This window comes from Shewanella sp. 10N.286.51.B2 (assembly GCF_041469265.1).
GTDB lineage: Bacteria > Pseudomonadota > Gammaproteobacteria > Enterobacterales > Shewanellaceae > Shewanella.
In genome coordinates this window covers 1-16,857 of record NZ_JBFRKH010000029.1, presented here as the reverse complement: position 1 = coordinate 16,857, position 16,857 = coordinate 1, and the positions used below count along the sequence as shown (strand labels likewise).

Genomic DNA, 16,857 nt, shown 5'->3' with positions numbered 1-16,857 from the left:
ATGAGTAACAATAATAGCAAGAGAACAGAGTTTGAAGACGCTCAACTTAAGCAGCAGCAAGTGTTTGATACTGAAACGCTTGATTCGGGTAAGGATCAAGACGTTAAAGGGTCACAATCATTTACCGATGTCGAGTTTATTTGTGAAACTAATTTAGCAAAACTCCCTGAAACCATCGATGAACTCGAGTCCATCGATAAGCTCGGCGCTAAGCCTAAAAAAATCTCAATGCTTGCCAAGTTATCATTGTTAGCTTTGATACTGGTGGTTATCGTTCAAACCATACAAGGGCTGCAAACTGCCTACCTGCAAAGCCCGTGGCTATTTGGTTTTTACGTGACAGTGGCGGGGATCATCATGGCGTGGGCTGGGGCAATAACCCTGTCAGAGTGGAAAAAACTGATAAAGCTTAAACATGTGGCCGATACCCAAGCCACAGGCGAGCGTTTAGCGTTAAGTATGCAGCGCGGTGAAGCCAGTAAGTTCATCAGCCCCTTATTGCAAAAATACCCAGATACCGAAGGTAAAAAGCAATACTTAGCCATTAATAGCGTTGAACATAATGACGCTGAAATGGTGATGCTATTTGATGAATTAGTCTTGTCTGAACGCGATGAAAAAGCCAAAAAAATTGTAAGTCGCTTTGCGGCGGAGTCGGCACTACTGTTAGCGGCGAGTCCTTTAGCAGTATTAGATATGGCGATTATTTTATGGCGTAATCAGCGCATGGTTAATGTTATTGCAGATGTATATGGCATTGAATTAGGCTATTGGAGCCGGATTAAACTGATAAAAAGTATCGTACTAAATATTGTTTATGCTGGCACCACTGAAGTGGTAACAGATTTAGGCACCCAGTTATTATCGGTTGAAATGACCGGAAAGTTATCAGCACGTTTAGCCCAAGGTTTAGGCGGAGGTTTATTAACTGCGCGACTTGGTTATCAAGCCATGAGCTTATGTCGGCCGCTAAGTTTTAAAGCGCAAAATCGCCCTAAATTGAGCCAAGTGCATCAGCAGTTGTTAGGCGAACTAAAAAGCTTTTCTGCGAGTGTAATGAAAATAAATAAAAATAAGCAAAAACAAACAGTAGAAAAATAATCTTACTTATTTTTTGCAAAAAATAAATTGTTTACTACAGTTTTATGTTAGCGATAAATGCCCTGTTTTTAATAGATCATTTTCTTGTTGAATAGGGTGTAACGCTGACAAATACCGACCATGGATAGGGAAGTTGGTCGGGTTATTAAATAGGACTTTAAGGAGTTAACAATGAAACATCCATTACTCATGGGCGTCATGCTCACCTGCGCGTTATCAGCAGCAAGTATCAGTTTGGCTGTCGCCAAAGACACCACTAAACCAGCAGCACTCACTTCAGCTGAAATGTCTAAAACCACAGCCGTGAAAAGTAGCAATACAAAGATGGCTAAGGTGAATATTAATAAAGCGACAGCAGAGCAGTTACAAGCCCTCAATGGTGTTGGTGAAGCCAAGGCAAAAGCCATTGTGGAATATCGAAATAAATATGGTAAGTTCAAAAATGTCCAGCAATTAACCCAAGTTGCCGGTATAGGTGAAAAGCTGGTTGAGAAAAATGCTAAAGCGATAAGTTTGTAATTTATCAATTGACGACTTGGTATTAAAAAAGGGAGCTTTCGCTCCCTTTTTCAGTTTACAGATTCAATGGATGGTTACTGAGCGGTAAGTTGCTGACCGTTGACTTCAAAAGAATCTTCACCCATTAAATATAAGTAGGTTGGCATGATATCTTGTGCGGTTTTTAATGTTTGTGGATCTTCACCTGGGTAAGCTTTTGCGCGCATTTCAGTGCGGGTTGCACCAGGGTTAATACTATTTACACGCAGGCTAGTGCCTTCACATTCATGGGCAAGTACTTGCATCATGCCCTCAGTCGCAAATTTAGAGAACGCATAAGGTCCCCAATAAGCTCGTCCTTGACGACCAACACCGCTAGAAGTGAAGATAATAGATGCTGATGGTGCGCTGCGCATTATCGGTAATAAGGCTTTAGTTAAGATTACTTGGGCGGTGACGTTCACTTTCATTACATCTTCAAGTGATTCAAGGTCGATATGTTCAAACGGCCCTAATGCGCCAAGTAAACTGGCATTATGCAGTAATCCATCTAAATGACCGAATTGCTCAGCGATAGTTTCGGCCATATCTTGATAGTTTTGCTCTGTGGCACCTTTTAAATCTAATGGCACAATAGCAGGTTTGGGATAACCAGCTTGTACTATTTCATCATAAACCGTTTCAAGTTTTTTAACTGTTTTACCTAGCAAAATAACGGTCGCGCCGTGTTTTGCGTAGTTTATCGCCGCAGTGCGACCAATACCTGCGCCAGCGCCGGTAACCAGGATTGTTTTATTTTTTAGTAAATCTTTTTTAGCTTGGTATTCCAACATGATTCAATTTTTCCTTGGACTGTAAAAGCATGTCAAATCTCGTTTCGAACAAAAGGTAAACGAACGTTTTAAACAATTGACTTATATTTGTTAGTGAATAGTATGTTTCTTTGTAACAAATTTGTGGCTAACTCTATAATTTTACGTTAACTTGAGATGAGTTAAGGGCAAAAATATGTCCTTATGGTCATGCGTTTACACTATTGTGACCAATTTTTGGGGAAATTAAAATTATTACAACAAGATTTGGGGAAAAAAGATGAAAAGACTCATATTGGGTGTTGCTATTGCATCTGCTCTTGGGCTTAGCGGCTGTAGTGAAGATAGTTCTAACGAAGCAAAAGATAATGTAGAAACGCTAATTCCATTCTCTCAAGTGGTATTTGACCCTGCTGCAGGTGATGTGCCATTACCAAATGACCTTTTATTTAACGGAACACTTGATGGAACGCTAGCTATACCAGGTGAAGACGGTATAGATTATGTTGATCCATCGCTTGCTTTGGGGGCATTAGATGGCTGGTCAACTTCATCACCAATTTCGCTTAGTGTTGATTTAGCAACAGACTCTGATGGTGCAATGCTCACCCTTGATGAAGCCTCTGTTTCTCAACCTGGTGCAGTAAGATTATTTGAAGCCACTGTTGGCGGCGCTTTATCATCTGATCCTGAATGTAGCGATGCGCCCTCTGTATCAGCATGTAAAGTGGGTGATGAACTGCAATTTGGTGTTGATTTTGTGGCATTAGCTTCAGGTAATAAAATTGCAATCGTGCCTTTAAAACCGCTTAAAGCTAATCAATCTTATATTTACGCTACCACCACATTAGTTCAAGACTCTGCAGGCCGCGCCGTTGAACCATCGAGCACATATAATTTATTAAAACTAGATATCGACACTAAGCCTCTTGAAACACCTGACCAATTATTCCTTCAAGGTTTAGTTAATAGTTATGAAAAGGGCTTAGCAGCAGAGCATGGTGTTGATGCTGCAACCATCAGTTATTCTGGCTTGTTCACGACTCAATCAGTCAATGATGTGTATGAAACCGCTAAACTGCTAATGGCAGGGCGCGAGCCATATATGCCATCATTTGTGCAAACGCCTTCACCGCAAGGTTACACTGTAGCGCAAGCGCTTGGTCTAACGCCTGAAGATGGTGTTGCATATCTGCTTTCTGATATGGCAGATGTTTATGGCGCAGCGATTAAATTACCGGTTTATGGTGAATGTTCATCAGTAAATTGTTTAAGCCCAGAGTTTGAGCCATTAATTAATGGACGTTGGTTTGCTCAAGGTGATAGCCCTGTATCGGTATTGCTTGCATTGCAAGCTGGGACCTTAAGCACCGCTAAATTTGCTGAGCAAGCGATGGGGTTCAATATCGATCCTAATGCGGCTTTAGCTAACCCATCGTTACTAGCTGGCTACCCATGGAAGTTAGACGATGGTACAGATGCTGACCCAACAAAGCATTTAACTAAGTTTAATCCTATTCCTAAAATTATGTCCTATGAAACGGTGCCTGTGTTTATTGCAATGCCAAACGCGCAGAAAGTCGCAGCGTTTCAAGCATCACAAGGTCTTAATTTCATCCCACCAACGAATGGCTGGCCAACCAATATTGCTTTACATGGTTTAGGTGGCGGTAAAGAAATGGCGTTATCTTATGCCGGCGCTTACGCTGCAATGGGTGTGGCAACTATCGCAATCGATATGCCGCTTCATGGGGCACGCTCTTTTGATGTCAACAAAGACGGTATTTATGAAGTATCAGCAACCGATCCTGCTTTTGGTTCGCTAATCGGCCAACCTGATGCATTCCAAAATGGTAACCCGTTAGCATTTGTGAATATCGGTAGCACATTGTCTGTTCGTGATAACTTCCGTCAGGCAACTCTTGATCATCTTGCTTTGCGTTTACTGTTAACTGGCATGTATCAACAAATTGCCCAAGATGGTGGGCAGCAAGTTTTTGATATCAGCAAAATCAGTGCTCAAGGATTAAGTCTCGGTGGTATTGTTGGGACTAGTTTTTCAACGTTTGCCAATACTGGTTTAGTCGATCCGACTACAGGTAATGCATTACCCAATCCTTATGCCACTAATGCAGCATCCTTAGTGGCTCCCGCGGGTGGATTAGCGGGCGCATTTGCTGGTTCTGCAGCCTTTGGTCCTGTTCTATTTGCAACCATTACCCAAACTGACATGTTTAAAGCATTGGTTGACGAGGCCAACCCTGGTTATGAAGTCGGTACACCTGAGTATGATGCATTAGTTCAAGCCGTTTATGCTGGATTTATTCCAACTTTTGCTTTTGCTGTTCAAACAGCCTTTGATAGTGCCGATCCAATCAACCACGCAGCAACACTAGCTGCAACAGGTACCCCTGTGCATTTGATTGAGGTTGTGGGTGATGGCGCAGGTAACTTACCAGACCAAACACTACCAAACAGCGTTGAAGGTTTCCCATTGTCAGGTACCGAGCCGTTAATCGCTACCCTTGGTCTAGAGTGTGTTGATAGCACAAAATCTGGATCTGGTGTCGTTCGATTCTCTAAAGGTCATCACAGCTCTGTTGTGAGCCCTAATGAAACAGATGCGACTGATGGTATGGCTGCTCAAGCGACGGCTGAAATGCAATCGCAAGTCTCTATGTTTGCCCGTACCGCAGCGGTGGGAGAAGCGGGAATTGTCGTGACTGATAACGATGTGATCCAAGCTTGTAATTAATCATTACGATTAAATGCGTTGATTGATTAAAAACCCAGCATTTGCTGGGTTTTTATTGTCTACCGGGTTTAACTTCCTGCTAAGATAACGGCAATTAACTTTTCCCATTTGGAGTGTATTTTGGAGTTTTTATCCGAGTACGGCATGTTTCTAGCGAAAGCCGTCACTATTGTCGTTGCAATTCTTGCCGTTGTTATTGTGGTTTTAGCAAGCAGTATTAAACATAAAACTGAAAAGGGTGAGTTAAAGCTTACTGATGTTACTGATGAGCTAAAGGAACTTGAGAAAGAATTAAAGCAAGAGCTGCTGTCTAAAAAGCAATTTAAAGCTTATGAGAAAAAACTAAAAGCTGATGAAAAAGCGGCTGATAAAGAAGATGCTCCCACTTCAAAAGTATTTGTTATCGATTTTAAAGGCAGTATTGATGCAGGTGAAGTCGCCTCATTAAGAGAAGAAATTACTGCGGTATTAACCGTTGCTGATGAAAACGATCAAGTGTTAGTGAATGTTGAAAGCGGCGGCGGAATGGTGCACGGCTATGGTTTAGCCTCTAGCCAGTTAGACCGCTTGAAGCAAGCCAATATCCCACTGACTATCTGTATTGATAAAGTGGCAGCCAGTGGCGGTTATATGATGGCCTGTGTTGCGAACAAAATTGTTGCCGCGCCATTTGCGATTGTGGGTTCAATTGGTGTTGTTGCCCAATTACCAAACTTTAGCCGTTTACTTAAAAAACACGATATTGATTACGAGCAGCATACCGCTGGTGACTTTAAGCGGACTTTAACCGTGTTTGGTGAAAATACTGATGAAGGTCGTGAAAAGTTCCAACAAGAGTTGGAAGAAACCCATGTGTTATTTAAACAGTTTGTCAGTAAGTACCGTCCAGATATGGATATTGCAAAAGTCGCAACCGGCGAGCATTGGTACGGTCAACAAGCGATTGAATTAGGCTTAGTTGATGCTATTTCTACCAGTGATGATGTGGTGCTTGAGTTAGCCAAAAAACACCAAGTCATTAAAATTAAATATCAAATGAAAAAGAAACTGGCTGATAAAATTGCCCATGGCGCTTCTTTATCGGTTGATAGTGTATTAAACCGTTTGATGGAGCGTGATAACGCTGTTAAATAAGCCATTTAGAATAGGGTATCGATGCAAAGAGAATTAGGCTACAAGGCAAATATGATGGTAGGGGATCAATGTTACCCTGCCTTTGAACTACGGAATTTGCTTAACTTTATTGAACTGCATCTTGGCGACGTTGTCGCTACTGATATCTATTTAAAAATTGGCTTAGGGCCGCAAGAACTCAACGCCATGCAGTTTGTTTATGTATGGCAGGTTGAGTATGCCATGGAAGTGTTAAGAACGACCTCGCCAGATCCTGAAATTGGCGCTCGATTGGGCGCCAGTTATCAAATTGCCAGTCTTGATGTGTTACTGCCTTTCTTTGATAAATTTACCACCTTAAATCAATGCCTACTGTTTGTGATCAAAAACCCTGATTTAGCGGGTAGCTTTGCTGATACTGTTATTCGTTTTGATGAGACTAGATTATGGGTAAGGTGGCTCAATACCGGAAAAGCTAACGCCCAAAAGTTTGCTTTTCAATTTCAGCACAGTGTTTGTGCGTTATTAGGCGCAGCAAGGCAGTTAGTGGCTTCAACTGTGGTTATTGATGAAATTCATATGGCAGAGCCTCAATGTAACACTGAGTTTTTAAGTGCAGAAACCGGCGCTAAAATTGTGTTTGATTGTGATTTCTATGAGTGGGGTATTGATATTGCTATACTCAATACACCGCTAAGTTATCAATTTGACCACCTTGCCTTAGCCGCTTCGGTGCCAGATGGCGTGTCATTTATTGAGCCGCTGCTGACAGATATTCGCCTATGCATGCCTAAGCCACCCAAGCTTGAACAATTGGCAGAAAAACACCATATGAGCGCCCGAAGTTTACGCCGAAAACTATCGGCTGCGGGAACCAGTTATCAAAAGCTGGTGGATCAAGTGCGCTGCCAAGCAGCGATAAATTTAATTTTAGCAAATGAGTTGAGTGCAGAAGACATATCTGAAGTGCTCGGTTATGGCGATGTTAGCCATTTCAGACAAAGCTTTAAGCATTGGCTTGGCTATCCACCCGGTCACTTCTTAAAGCTTAATCTTGTCAGTTAACAGTCTTTAGTTTTCCTATTTCATTGCTTAATCATTCATTATTTAACGGTGCACTCTGCTACAGCTAATTTAACTGCACGTTGCAATGGTGATAGCCATGTCATCAATCCAGCGTTTAATTAAATCAGCGCCTTCAATGTGGGTCATTTCTCGGCCAATGGGCGGCATTCTATCTTTAGGGCTTAACAGTGTTTGTCGATAATGCACAATAGAGCGCTCGCCATTGCCAGGAACAATGTCATAAGCAAGCCCATTAGGGCCGCCATCCCAACCTGGTGGCTGCTTACAAACGCCATACTCAAATGAAGTATGATCAATATGATACTCAAGTCTGAGGCCTGAAATGCTGGCAAAGCCCTCTGCGCTATGACAATGGGCGCAATTCACATCGAGGTAGCCTTTAGCGCGGCTGGTTAATTCTGCTGTTTCATCATTAATGGCAAAAGATTGTGCAACGCTGTTAAGCGCGGGTAAGTTTATTAACTGGCCTTGCTGTGCCCACTGAGTCAGTTGATTAATGGGGGTGTTGTTACTGTCTGTTATTTGGCGGTTTAATAAATGGGCTTTAAGTCCAATAGGCTTTATGTTGCTGCTTCCTTGCTCATTAACTTGATGGCAAATTTTACATTCAGCTTTGCTGGGAATGTGATAATCAAAACTAATCGATTCGCCCTGATTATTCATGGTGTGGGCCACATTCGCGCCAGCGATAACAAGTTTAGCTTGGCCTTGAAGCCATTGGTAGGCTAATGCTGTCCAGCCCGTTTCTCGATGGATTAATAGCCGTGTTTCGATTAATTTCTCATTATCTGCGCCACTATTTTGGGTATCAAAAGGTAACGCAAAGCTTTTAACTAATACACTACCAACGGGTAATTCGAATTGGCTTTGGGCTTGAAAGCTGATTGCTTGATTATCAGGTAAAAAAACAAACCGATATTTACTGGCGTAATTGGAAAATAACTCAGTAGATAGTTGGTAAAGCATACCTGGGCTTCGTGGTGATTCAGTTGGTTTGCTTGGGTCGATAAACAAGCTGTAATCCGCTAGATTGTCACAATCTGCGCTCATTAATGCGGGCCAATTCACTTCGCTATTGTTTTGTAAACATAGCTCATCTGGCGCTGTCTCGGGATCCTCTGGCACTGATACAGGTGGCGTTGGCGTATCAAGGATATTGTTATCGTTATTATTCTCTTTTGAGTCAGAGCCGCCGCAGGCTATTAGCGACAAACATAAACTAATAACAAGTATTTGATGGGCTTTAAAAACAAACATTGATGACATCCTTGTATGAATAGAATGTATAAGTTAAATGTACGATGAAAAAGCCGAGTTTCCCCGGCTTATTTGGTTTGATATAACCCGTGTTTACATTACATGGGTTAAAGCTTACTTAGGAGCATGATGCTGCAGGTAATCGCTTAATCCACTCGTTGATGAGTGCAACACCTTCATCATGGGACAAGCTACGGCCAATTTCAGGCATACGATCGCCAGGTTCATTGGTTTCCATACGGAAATGTAAGATTGACTCTTCAGGATTACCCGGAACCACATCAAAACCTAAGCTGCCGCCGCCATAAGCAACAGGTGACTTACAAGTACCATGAGAAAATCCTGCATCTTCATCATAACTGCGCCAGTACTCAAGCTTTAAGCCTGTGTTAGAGGCATTACCTTCAGGTCGATGACAATGGGCACAGTTAATATCTAAGTAACCCTTAGCTGCGGCCATAAGCTCAGTATCCGACAAAGAATCAATATTTGCTTCATCGCCATCTTGGAATTTTGGCACCATAGGGACAGTGTCTAATTCAGGCACACCTTGTAAAATACCTACCGCTTGCCATTTCGCTAGTTGATTCATTGCTCCATCAGCGTATGGGTAACTTTTATTAAGGTGACGAGCTTTAGGCCCAATCGGCATAAATACCGCGTTGCTGTCTTCATCGGCTTTAAATTGATGACATTGTTTACATTGATTCATGCTCGGCACAACGTAATCAAATGCCAGTTCAGTGCCTTTGTGAGTGACAGTTTTTCCTTGAATGGCACCCGCTTTAGCAATAACAGCATCAGATTTATCGGCTTTCCAAACATAAGGCAGCGCTGTCCAGCCTGTGTCACGATGGATCAGTAACCGTGTTTCAATTAAATCCTCGTTTGCAAATCCACGATTATTAGTGTTTGTTGGTAAAGAGAAGGTTTTACTGATTACGGTTCCCACAGGGAAGTCGAATGATTCATTTTCGCTGTAGTCGGCGATAGTGCCATCAGGTAAATACACAAAGCGATATTTACTGGCATGATCGGTAAATAATGGCGTATTAAGATCATAAGCTAAGCCGCCAGAATTTGGTCCATCGGTGGGATTAGTCATGTCTGCAAACAGATTATAGTCTGACAGGTTAGGGCAGTTAGCTTTTAGTAAAGCATCCCAGCTGACATTATCACCACTGGCTTCACATAAGGCTAAATCACCATCGCCTTCAAGGCCGCCTTCACCTTCACCAATAGAGCCACCGCCACCGATTAAAGTACCACCATCACAACCAGCGGTATCATCATCAACACCACAGCCAAATATTTCATCACCAAAGGTCACGGTATGAACAGGCAGACTCACTTGAGCGCAGTTCATTAAGTCCATTTGCGTTTTTTCATAAAGCACATCTGCAATGCTGGCATCGGTATTATTATTGGCATATAAACGGCCAATACTCACATCACCATTGTTTTGGGCACAAACGTTATCACTACCGTCAGCGGCAAATGGTAACTCTTGTAAGCCTAAGTATGCAGCGGTGCCATTGTTAGAGAACATTTCCCCTAAACCGTCATATAAAATCCCCGGAAGTGCGCCGTGGGTTAATACATAGGCGGTGATGATATCTTTAATTAAATAGCCTTTTGGCTTAGTGCCATAATCGCTGATCACGTTGTCATGAATGGAGATATTACGCGGTGTTGGACGCCAGCCATCATCAATAGCTTGGCCTGGTTGACCATAATTACCCACAAAAGTACTGATATCGGGCTCAGCAATAAAGAAGCTCGAAATAGTTAAGCCAACCGTGTCGTGGTTTGTAATTTCATTATTAAAAATTTCTACATCGTCAGTGGATAACACAATCACCCCAGTTCCGGGTGGCACAATATGTACCCCTGCTGGGTTTGATGATGCGTTAGCAAAATTCAAGGTATTATTATCGTAAACCTTGTTATTAAAAATACGTACGCTTGAACCATATCTATGGTTATTAATCGGTAAATCGAAGACTAAAATACCGCCGGTATTACCCATGGCCTCGTTATCGTAAACGTCGGCATATTTAGAGTTTTCAATTTCAATGCCGGCGACGTTTTCTTTAGCGATATTGCGGCGCACTACAATATATTGGGATTGGCCAACGTAAATACCGGCATCAGCACTACCGCGAACATAGGTATCTTCAATAAGAATGTTTTCACACTCTACAGGATACAAACCATAAGCACCGTTGCCTTCATCAAGTTCGCCTTCCCAAATGGTTGCCAATCTTCTTAAAATAATGCCATTGGTATTTTTGAGTTTAATACCGTTATTTTTGGCTTCGTTAACGGATAAGTCTTGAATAATAATGTTCATGGCATTTTGAACAAAAATACCATCACCCGAATTGGCCTCAGAAAAATCCAACACGGTTTCATCTTGGCCGTAACCCATAATGGTAATATTTTTGGCAAAACTGCCGTCGCCGTCTACATCACCATCAAACAGTAAGGTTGATTCTATTTTGAAGTTACCTTTGGGTAATACGATAACGTCATTACTTTGGGCGTTGATTAATGCTTCTTGAATACTGATAGTGAGGTTATCACCCGCTTCGACCATGATGGCACCTTCAGGGAAGGTGGGACCGGTTTCTGCTGGTGGTTGAACAACGGGTGGGGTTTCGGTGATCTGTGAATCGTTATCATCTGAGCCGCAGCCCGCTAAACTGATTGTGACAGCTGTTGCTACAAGTGTAGGTACCAGCCAAGGCTTTGTCTTGTTGAACATAGCATCTCCTGCTTTTTATTATTTATGTCCTACTCCAGCGTTATACGCCCCAAAGGAGTGGATACGATTTATTCGTATGTTGTTCAACATGCCTTGGAGGACACTTGTTAATCAATGTGAAATCTGGCCACATTTATTTAACAAGTTTTTTTGATGTATCTTGCACAAGGAAGGATGATAAAAAAGGAGCAATAAAAAACGGCAGCTAGGCTGCCGTTTATGGGGAGAATAGAGTTAATTATGCTTTATAGCTAAGGTGTTGATGGAAGCCTACAGTTAAATCGATGTGCTCTTTATCAAAGTCGATGTCACTGATAAATTTACGCATCGCATCTTCAACTTGGTTCATAAAGCGGCCATAACCACCATCAGCAATATCACTATCACCCGCAACAATGACAAAGCGTATTGCTTCAGTAATGACATTTCCATCCCAATGACAGATAGGCTCAGCATCTGTGGCACTAGGGTCAAAACCGATCATTTGAAATTCAGCGGTACTTTGTAAATCTTCAAACTTACTATTACGTACTAAAGGTACTTTACCATTAGCAACCACGGCTAATTTATTCAGTTGTTTTGAGCGAGCAGCGTCAATAAATTTTTGGCAAACCTTTTGGTAACTATCGCTAAAATCATTGCGGTTTTCTGCAAGTAGCTGATTTTTAATTCGGCGACCAACAGGCATAGTGATCTGAACGTAAGAAAGTGCACTGACATCTTCTGGTAATGGGCAGTCACGATGCTGGTAGCGGCTATTAAGCGCTCTTAGCTTATAACCGTAGGTTTCTTTATGACCTTTATTTTTGGCAAATAGATCATAAGAAATATGCTGGTGATCGCGTATTTTGGTTGCCAGCTTCTGAGTGGGTAACTGTGGCATTAATGCCTCAGTAAACTCACGAATACGAGCATGAAAGTTTGCTGCTTTGCTGCGAATTTCATCACCCGTTGCTAAGAAGACCACTTTAAGTTTTTTAGCGCGATAATCAGGAATCATGTGTAAACGGTTTGCTTCATGATGCACCGGGTTATAGAAAAATCGTAACTGCTCTTGGGTTGAAAAACAGTAAACCTCATTATGAAAACGCACAACAGGGAGTTTATCTGTCGCAACAACATGGACATTATAAAGTTCAAATTTATCCGCGGTTTGAAAAACCAGCTTAGAAAACTCTTGGTAGCAGTTTTCTAACGTTTCATAATGAGCGATAAACTCATCGGTAAGTGGGAAACCAACGGTAATATATTGATTTTTTCTGGTCGTAGTAGGTAGGTAAACTTTCTTTTGCCGACTGATAGCCATGAGATTTCCTTGTAGTCATAAACAAAATACCAAACCTTATTGCTCAAAAACTGTCATTAAGGATTAGTATTTTAGAACGTTTGAACAAAGTTATTTGTGTATCATTCTAAATCCTAAACCTTAAAATAAAATTACTATTTTAGGCTTTTGTTCTCATTTTTGACTAAATGTTTTAACCTCTGTTACTTTTTTACTGCATCGATGATCCATGGACTCATCCATTGCGTAATTTTAGGCTGGGCATCCTCATTAGGGTGAATGCCATCTCGTTGCATTAAGTCAGGGTTAGGAGCGATTTCCAGCATAAAAAATGGGATCAGTTCAATATCATAATCACTGGCCAATTGATGATAAACATCATTAAACATTTTAGTATATCGAGGACCATAATTTGGCGGCACCATGATTTCAGTAAGTAACACATCGGCGCCACTTTGTTGAGATAACTCAATCATTTTTGTAAGATTTGATTTCAGCTGTTTTGGGGGGAACCCACGTAGACCATCATTACCACCAAGCTCAATAACAACAAGGTCAACAGGGCTCGAAGCCAGTAGATCTGGTAGTCTACGTAATCCGCCAGCTGTGGTTTCACCGCTGACAGAGCCATTAATAATTTGGTATTCGGGCAGGTCATTACGTAACAATTGTACCCAACCTTGCTCTTCCGACATGCCATAACCTGCACTTAGACTATCGCCAAGGATTAAAACCGTGGCAGCATAGCTAGGTGTCGATGTTAACAACGCGGATGTGACCAGTGTTGAAAACGACACTGCAGATACCACAACTAAGATGAAAGCCGCATTAAGCAGGCGTTTCGCCGGTAATAATAAGAAGGATCGTATGTCTACTAATTTTGCAAATAATTCCAGTGCCATTAATGTAACTAACCTCAATAAAACAGTGGTGACCCAAGAGGGGGAGCTCACTATCCTCAACGGCATTAATATGGATGTCAAGCAGGGAGACAGTATTGCTATTCTTGGGCCTTCTGGATCTGGCAAGTCAACCTTACTGGGTTTACTGGCTGCGCTTGATACGCCAACATCCGGTGAGATCTATCTTGATGGCCAAGCATTATCGGGCCTGAATGAAGAGCAAAAAGCCGCCTTGAGAAAACAAAAGGTCAGTTTTATTTTCCAATCTTTTATGTTGGTCGATACCCTTACCGCACTTGAAAATGTCATGCTGCCAGCGGAGCTTGCTGGTGTCAGCAATGCTAAAGAAAAGGCCCAAAGTATGCTGGGCAGAGTGGGGCTTTCCCATCGTTTGACCCATCTTCCTAAGCAATTATCGGGCGGCGAACAACAACGTGTGGCTATTGCTAGAGCCTTCATTTGCGAGCCTAAAGTGTTATTTGCTGATGAACCTACCGGAAATTTAGACAGTGTAAACGGCGATAAAATTGCTGATATGTTGTTTGCCTTAAACCAAGAAAGTGATACCACGCTGGTGTTAGTGACCCATGATCTTGAGTTGGCTAAACGTTGCAAACGTCAACTGGTGATGGAAAATGGTCATTTGTCTGAACCTGCGATAACGGCTGCAAACACTAACTCGACGCTTGAAAACGTCACCGAGGAGGCCAGCTAATGGAGTTACAATTAGCGTGGCGTCTGTTTAAAAGAGAATTAATGCAAGGCCAGCTAGTACTAATTGTATTGGCGATAACCTTGGCTGTGTTATCGGTCAGTGGTCTTGCTCGAGTGAGTGAGCGATTACAAGTTGCCATTAATGGTGAGGCGGCTAATTTTATCGCCGCTGATCGCATTATTGATTCACCTGTTAAAATTGATGACAAGGTATTGGCGATAGCAGAGTCATTATCGGTTAACTATGTCACCAATATGAAGTTTAACTCCATGGTTTACTCGGGTGACAAATTTCAACTGGTGACCATAAAAGCTGTTGCTGATGGTTATCCCCTGCGGGGCGAAATAGAGCTATCATCAGGCGCGACTCAAGCACTGCCCGCTAAAGGTGAGGCGTGGTATGAAAATCGCTTAGGGGGGTTACTGAATTACCCCAAAACCCTTGAACTGGGTAATGTAGAGCTTAATTTAAGCGCTGAGATTAGTCGTTTACCCGATGCAGGCTTTAATCCTTTTGCATCATCACCAGTACTTTTAATGCGTCTTGATGATGTTGACTCAACAGGCATTATCCAACCAGGTAGTCGAGTCAGTTATATTTATCAATTTGCTGGCGATGCAGCGCAATTAACCAAGTTTGAAAACCAAGTTAAACCGCTATTAAATAATAGTCAGCGCTGGGTAGACGTTCAAAGTGGTGATTCACCGATTGCCTCTGCGGTAAAACGTGCCGAACGCTTTTTATTGCTGGCAAGCTTGTTAGGTATTGCCCTTGCGTGTGCAGCCATTGGTATTGCCGCTCAGCGCTATTGTCAGCGTCATTATGATGTGGTGGCGATGCTTAAAACCTTTGGCGCTTCAGCTAAGCAAATCCGCAGCTTGTTTGGGTTGCACCTCATGTTGGTAACGGCATTAGGTATTGTCTTAGGTTTAATCGGTGGTGTGCTACTGGATATTGGTATTACCCAGTTTTTACCTGCTGAAATAGCGGCTTATTCTCCGCCTTATAGCCGACCAATTCTTCTGGGTGTCAGTACCGGGCTCATCAGTGCATTTATGTTTTCTGCCTATCCATTGATGCGCTTGTTAGCCATTCCACCATTACGGGTATTACAGCGTCAATTAGAAGGCTTACAGCTAGGCATGTGGCTGCATTTGTTGCTGAGTTTAGGGGCGATGGCGCTACTGGGCTACTTATATTCACGCAGTATTGAACTGACCATGACTGTGGTGTTGGCTGTATTGTTATTGGGAGTGCTGCTTAGCGTGCTGGGCTTTGTGATGATCCGCCTTGGTCACAGCGTTGGCATGAAAACCACCAACCCATTTCAGTTAGCATTAGCGGGTCTGCGCCGCAGAGCTAGACAAAATGCAGTGCAGTTGGTTGGGTTTAGCAGCGCATTAGTGCTTTTACTGACCATTTTGGCGTTAAGACAAGACTTACTCAATGAATGGCAAAAACAATTACCTGAAAATGCGCCTAACTATTTTCTGGTCAATATCGCCCCAGAAGATGCTAAGCCATTAGATGACTTCTTAGACACTAACAAAATTATCGCGACCGATATTTACCCTGTGATCCGTGGTCGCTTAACTCATATTAATGATGAAGAGTTGATTTCGCGAGATGAAGAAAAGTCTGGCATAGAAGGGCGAGTCGGTATTTCAAGAGAGTTAAATCTGACTTATCGTGACGCCTTGCCGCCTAACAACGACATCACTGAAGGCACATTTAATCAAGCAGATGATGAGGTGTCGGTCGAGTCAGGTGTAGCAGAGCGCTTAGGCTTAGCCCTTAACGATACCATGACCTTTACTATGGATAATCGGGCGGTTACCGTTAAAGTGACCAGCTTTAGACAAGTACAGTGGGAAACCTTGCAACCTAATTTCTTTATGATATTTAGGCCTAAAGCCTTAGAAGGTTTTTCGTATACTTCTATGGCGAGCTTTCATTTAAATGATGAAGACTTGAAACAAGCGGGCAGTTCGCTAACTGCAAATGCCGTGGTATTGCAGTTAATTCAGCAGTTTCCGACAATTTCGGTTATCGATGTTGGCGCTATGGTGCAACAACTTAGACAGATTATTGACCAAGTGTCATTGTCGCTTACCTTAGTGTTGGCACTGGTGTTACTGGCAAGTGCTTTAGTGCTGATAGCCCAAACGGAAGCAGGAATGGCGACTCGCCAGCGTGAGCTTGCAGTGCTGCGCACCTTTGGCGCTTCAGGCTGGTTACTTCGCTCAGCAACAGGGCTTGAATTTGCCATCTTGGGGGCTATAGCAGGCCTTTTAGCGGTGATTGTCGCTGAGTTTGCGCTGTACATGCTCAAAACCCAAGTGTTTGAACTTGTGGTGTACATGCACTGGCCGTGGTGGGCTATCGCCCCAATAGCGGGCGCTGCAGTGGTATCATTCTTAGGTATGTGGCGCTGCAGACAGTTACTTAATCGCTCCTGCGGTGAGTTACTTAAAGCAGGTTAATAACGGGTTTTATTATTTAAAGGAGAAGGCTAGCCTTCTCCTTTTTTATTGGGTTAAATTTAGTAGTGTAACCCTCCCTTAAA

12 protein-coding genes are annotated in these 16,857 nt (G+C 42.5%); 7 read left to right on the top strand and 5 right to left on the bottom strand.

Going from position 1 to position 16,857, the window contains the following annotated elements; genetic code table 11:
• Both AB4140_RS08095 and AB4140_RS08090 read left to right on the top strand, forming a co-directional pair.
• Nucleotides 1-1,101 (top strand): TIGR01620 family protein, encoded by a 1,101-nt coding sequence (locus AB4140_RS08095; RefSeq protein WP_303501674.1) that lies wholly within the window; start codon nt 1-3, stop codon nt 1,099-1,101.
• Nucleotides 1,102-1,272: 171 nt separating this feature from the next.
• Nucleotides 1,273-1,620, top strand: coding sequence for a helix-hairpin-helix domain-containing protein (locus tag AB4140_RS08090; protein ID WP_076536941.1), 348 nt, complete (start codon nt 1,273-1,275; stop codon nt 1,618-1,620).
• Between the two features lie 74 nt (nt 1,621-1,694).
• Here AB4140_RS08090 and AB4140_RS08085 read toward each other — a convergent pair whose 3' ends face one another.
• A complete protein-coding gene (locus tag AB4140_RS08085; protein WP_303411026.1) occupies nt 1,695-2,432 on the bottom strand; it encodes a YciK family oxidoreductase in 738 nt (245 codons plus the stop codon).
• Between the two features lie 259 nt (nt 2,433-2,691).
• Here AB4140_RS08085 and AB4140_RS08080 point away from each other — a divergent pair, with 259 nt between their 5' ends.
• The 3 genes from AB4140_RS08080 (at nt 2,692) to AB4140_RS08070 (ending at nt 7,344) form a co-directional block, all read left to right on the top strand.
• Nucleotides 2,692-5,166, top strand: a complete 2,475-nt coding sequence (locus AB4140_RS08080) for a VolA/Pla-1 family phospholipase (protein WP_372000503.1) — start codon at nt 2,692-2,694, stop codon at nt 5,164-5,166.
• Nucleotides 5,167-5,286: 120 nt separating this feature from the next.
• Nucleotides 5,287-6,300 (top strand): protease SohB, encoded by a 1,014-nt coding sequence (gene sohB, locus AB4140_RS08075; protein ID WP_198590876.1) that lies wholly within the window; start codon nt 5,287-5,289, stop codon nt 6,298-6,300.
• A gap of 21 nt (nt 6,301-6,321) precedes the next feature.
• Complete coding sequence (locus AB4140_RS08070) at nt 6,322-7,344, top strand: helix-turn-helix transcriptional regulator (RefSeq protein WP_102476343.1); 1,023 nt, start codon at nt 6,322-6,324, stop codon at nt 7,342-7,344.
• A 69-nt stretch (nt 7,345-7,413) separates the two neighbouring features.
• Here AB4140_RS08070 and AB4140_RS08065 read toward each other — a convergent pair whose 3' ends face one another.
• The 4 genes from AB4140_RS08065 to AB4140_RS08050 form a co-directional block, all read right to left on the bottom strand.
• Entirely contained in the window at nt 7,414-8,622 is a 1,209-nt protein-coding gene (locus AB4140_RS08065) for an SO2930 family diheme c-type cytochrome (RefSeq protein WP_372000501.1), read from the bottom strand.
• A gap of 118 nt (nt 8,623-8,740) precedes the next feature.
• Entirely contained in the window at nt 8,741-11,389 is a 2,649-nt protein-coding gene (locus tag AB4140_RS08060; RefSeq protein WP_372000499.1) for a parallel beta-helix domain-containing protein, read from the bottom strand.
• 238 nt (nt 11,390-11,627) lie between these two features.
• On the bottom strand, nt 11,628-12,695 hold the full coding sequence (locus AB4140_RS08055) for a DUF3083 family protein (RefSeq protein ID WP_102440541.1): 1,068 nt from the start codon (nt 12,693-12,695) through the stop codon (nt 11,628-11,630).
• Nucleotides 12,696-12,877: 182 nt separating this feature from the next.
• Complete coding sequence (locus AB4140_RS08050; RefSeq protein WP_241904094.1) at nt 12,878-13,456, bottom strand: arylesterase; 579 nt, start codon at nt 13,454-13,456, stop codon at nt 12,878-12,880.
• An 85-nt stretch (nt 13,457-13,541) separates the two neighbouring features.
• Here AB4140_RS08050 and AB4140_RS08045 point away from each other — a divergent pair, with 85 nt between their 5' ends.
• Both AB4140_RS08045 and AB4140_RS08040 read left to right on the top strand, forming a co-directional pair.
• Nucleotides 13,542-14,291, top strand: coding sequence for an ABC transporter ATP-binding protein (locus AB4140_RS08045; RefSeq protein WP_102440543.1), 750 nt, complete (start codon nt 13,542-13,544; stop codon nt 14,289-14,291).
• Nucleotides 14,291-16,774 (top strand): ABC transporter permease, encoded by a 2,484-nt coding sequence (locus AB4140_RS08040; RefSeq protein ID WP_372000497.1) that lies wholly within the window; start codon nt 14,291-14,293, stop codon nt 16,772-16,774. The genes AB4140_RS08045 and AB4140_RS08040 overlap by 1 nt, the downstream gene beginning before the upstream one ends.
• Nucleotides 16,775-16,857 lie beyond the last annotated feature (83 nt).

What these genes read in the sequence shown, in the direction of transcription:
- AB4140_RS08045 (WP_102440543.1), top strand. Translation starts at nt 13,542, where the DNA reads ATGTCTACTAATTTTGCAAATAATTCCAGTGCCATTAATGTAACTAAC.
- AB4140_RS08080 (WP_372000503.1), top strand. Translation starts at nt 2,692, where the DNA reads ATGAAAAGACTCATATTGGGTGTTGCTATTGCATCTGCTCTTGGGCTT.
- AB4140_RS08095 (WP_303501674.1), top strand. Translation starts at nt 1, where the DNA reads ATGAGTAACAATAATAGCAAGAGAACAGAGTTTGAAGACGCTCAACTT.
- AB4140_RS08090 (WP_076536941.1), top strand. Translation starts at nt 1,273, where the DNA reads ATGAAACATCCATTACTCATGGGCGTCATGCTCACCTGCGCGTTATCA.
- AB4140_RS08055 (WP_102440541.1), bottom strand. Translation starts at nt 12,695, where the DNA reads ATGGCTATCAGTCGGCAAAAGAAAGTTTACCTACCTACTACGACCAGA.
- AB4140_RS08040 (WP_372000497.1), top strand. Translation starts at nt 14,291, where the DNA reads ATGGAGTTACAATTAGCGTGGCGTCTGTTTAAAAGAGAATTAATGCAA.
- AB4140_RS08070 (WP_102476343.1), top strand. Translation starts at nt 6,322, where the DNA reads ATGCAAAGAGAATTAGGCTACAAGGCAAATATGATGGTAGGGGATCAA.
- AB4140_RS08060 (WP_372000499.1), bottom strand. Translation starts at nt 11,389, where the DNA reads ATGTTCAACAAGACAAAGCCTTGGCTGGTACCTACACTTGTAGCAACA.
- AB4140_RS08085 (WP_303411026.1), bottom strand. Translation starts at nt 2,432, where the DNA reads ATGTTGGAATACCAAGCTAAAAAAGATTTACTAAAAAATAAAACAATC.
- AB4140_RS08065 (WP_372000501.1), bottom strand. Translation starts at nt 8,622, where the DNA reads ATGTTTGTTTTTAAAGCCCATCAAATACTTGTTATTAGTTTATGTTTG.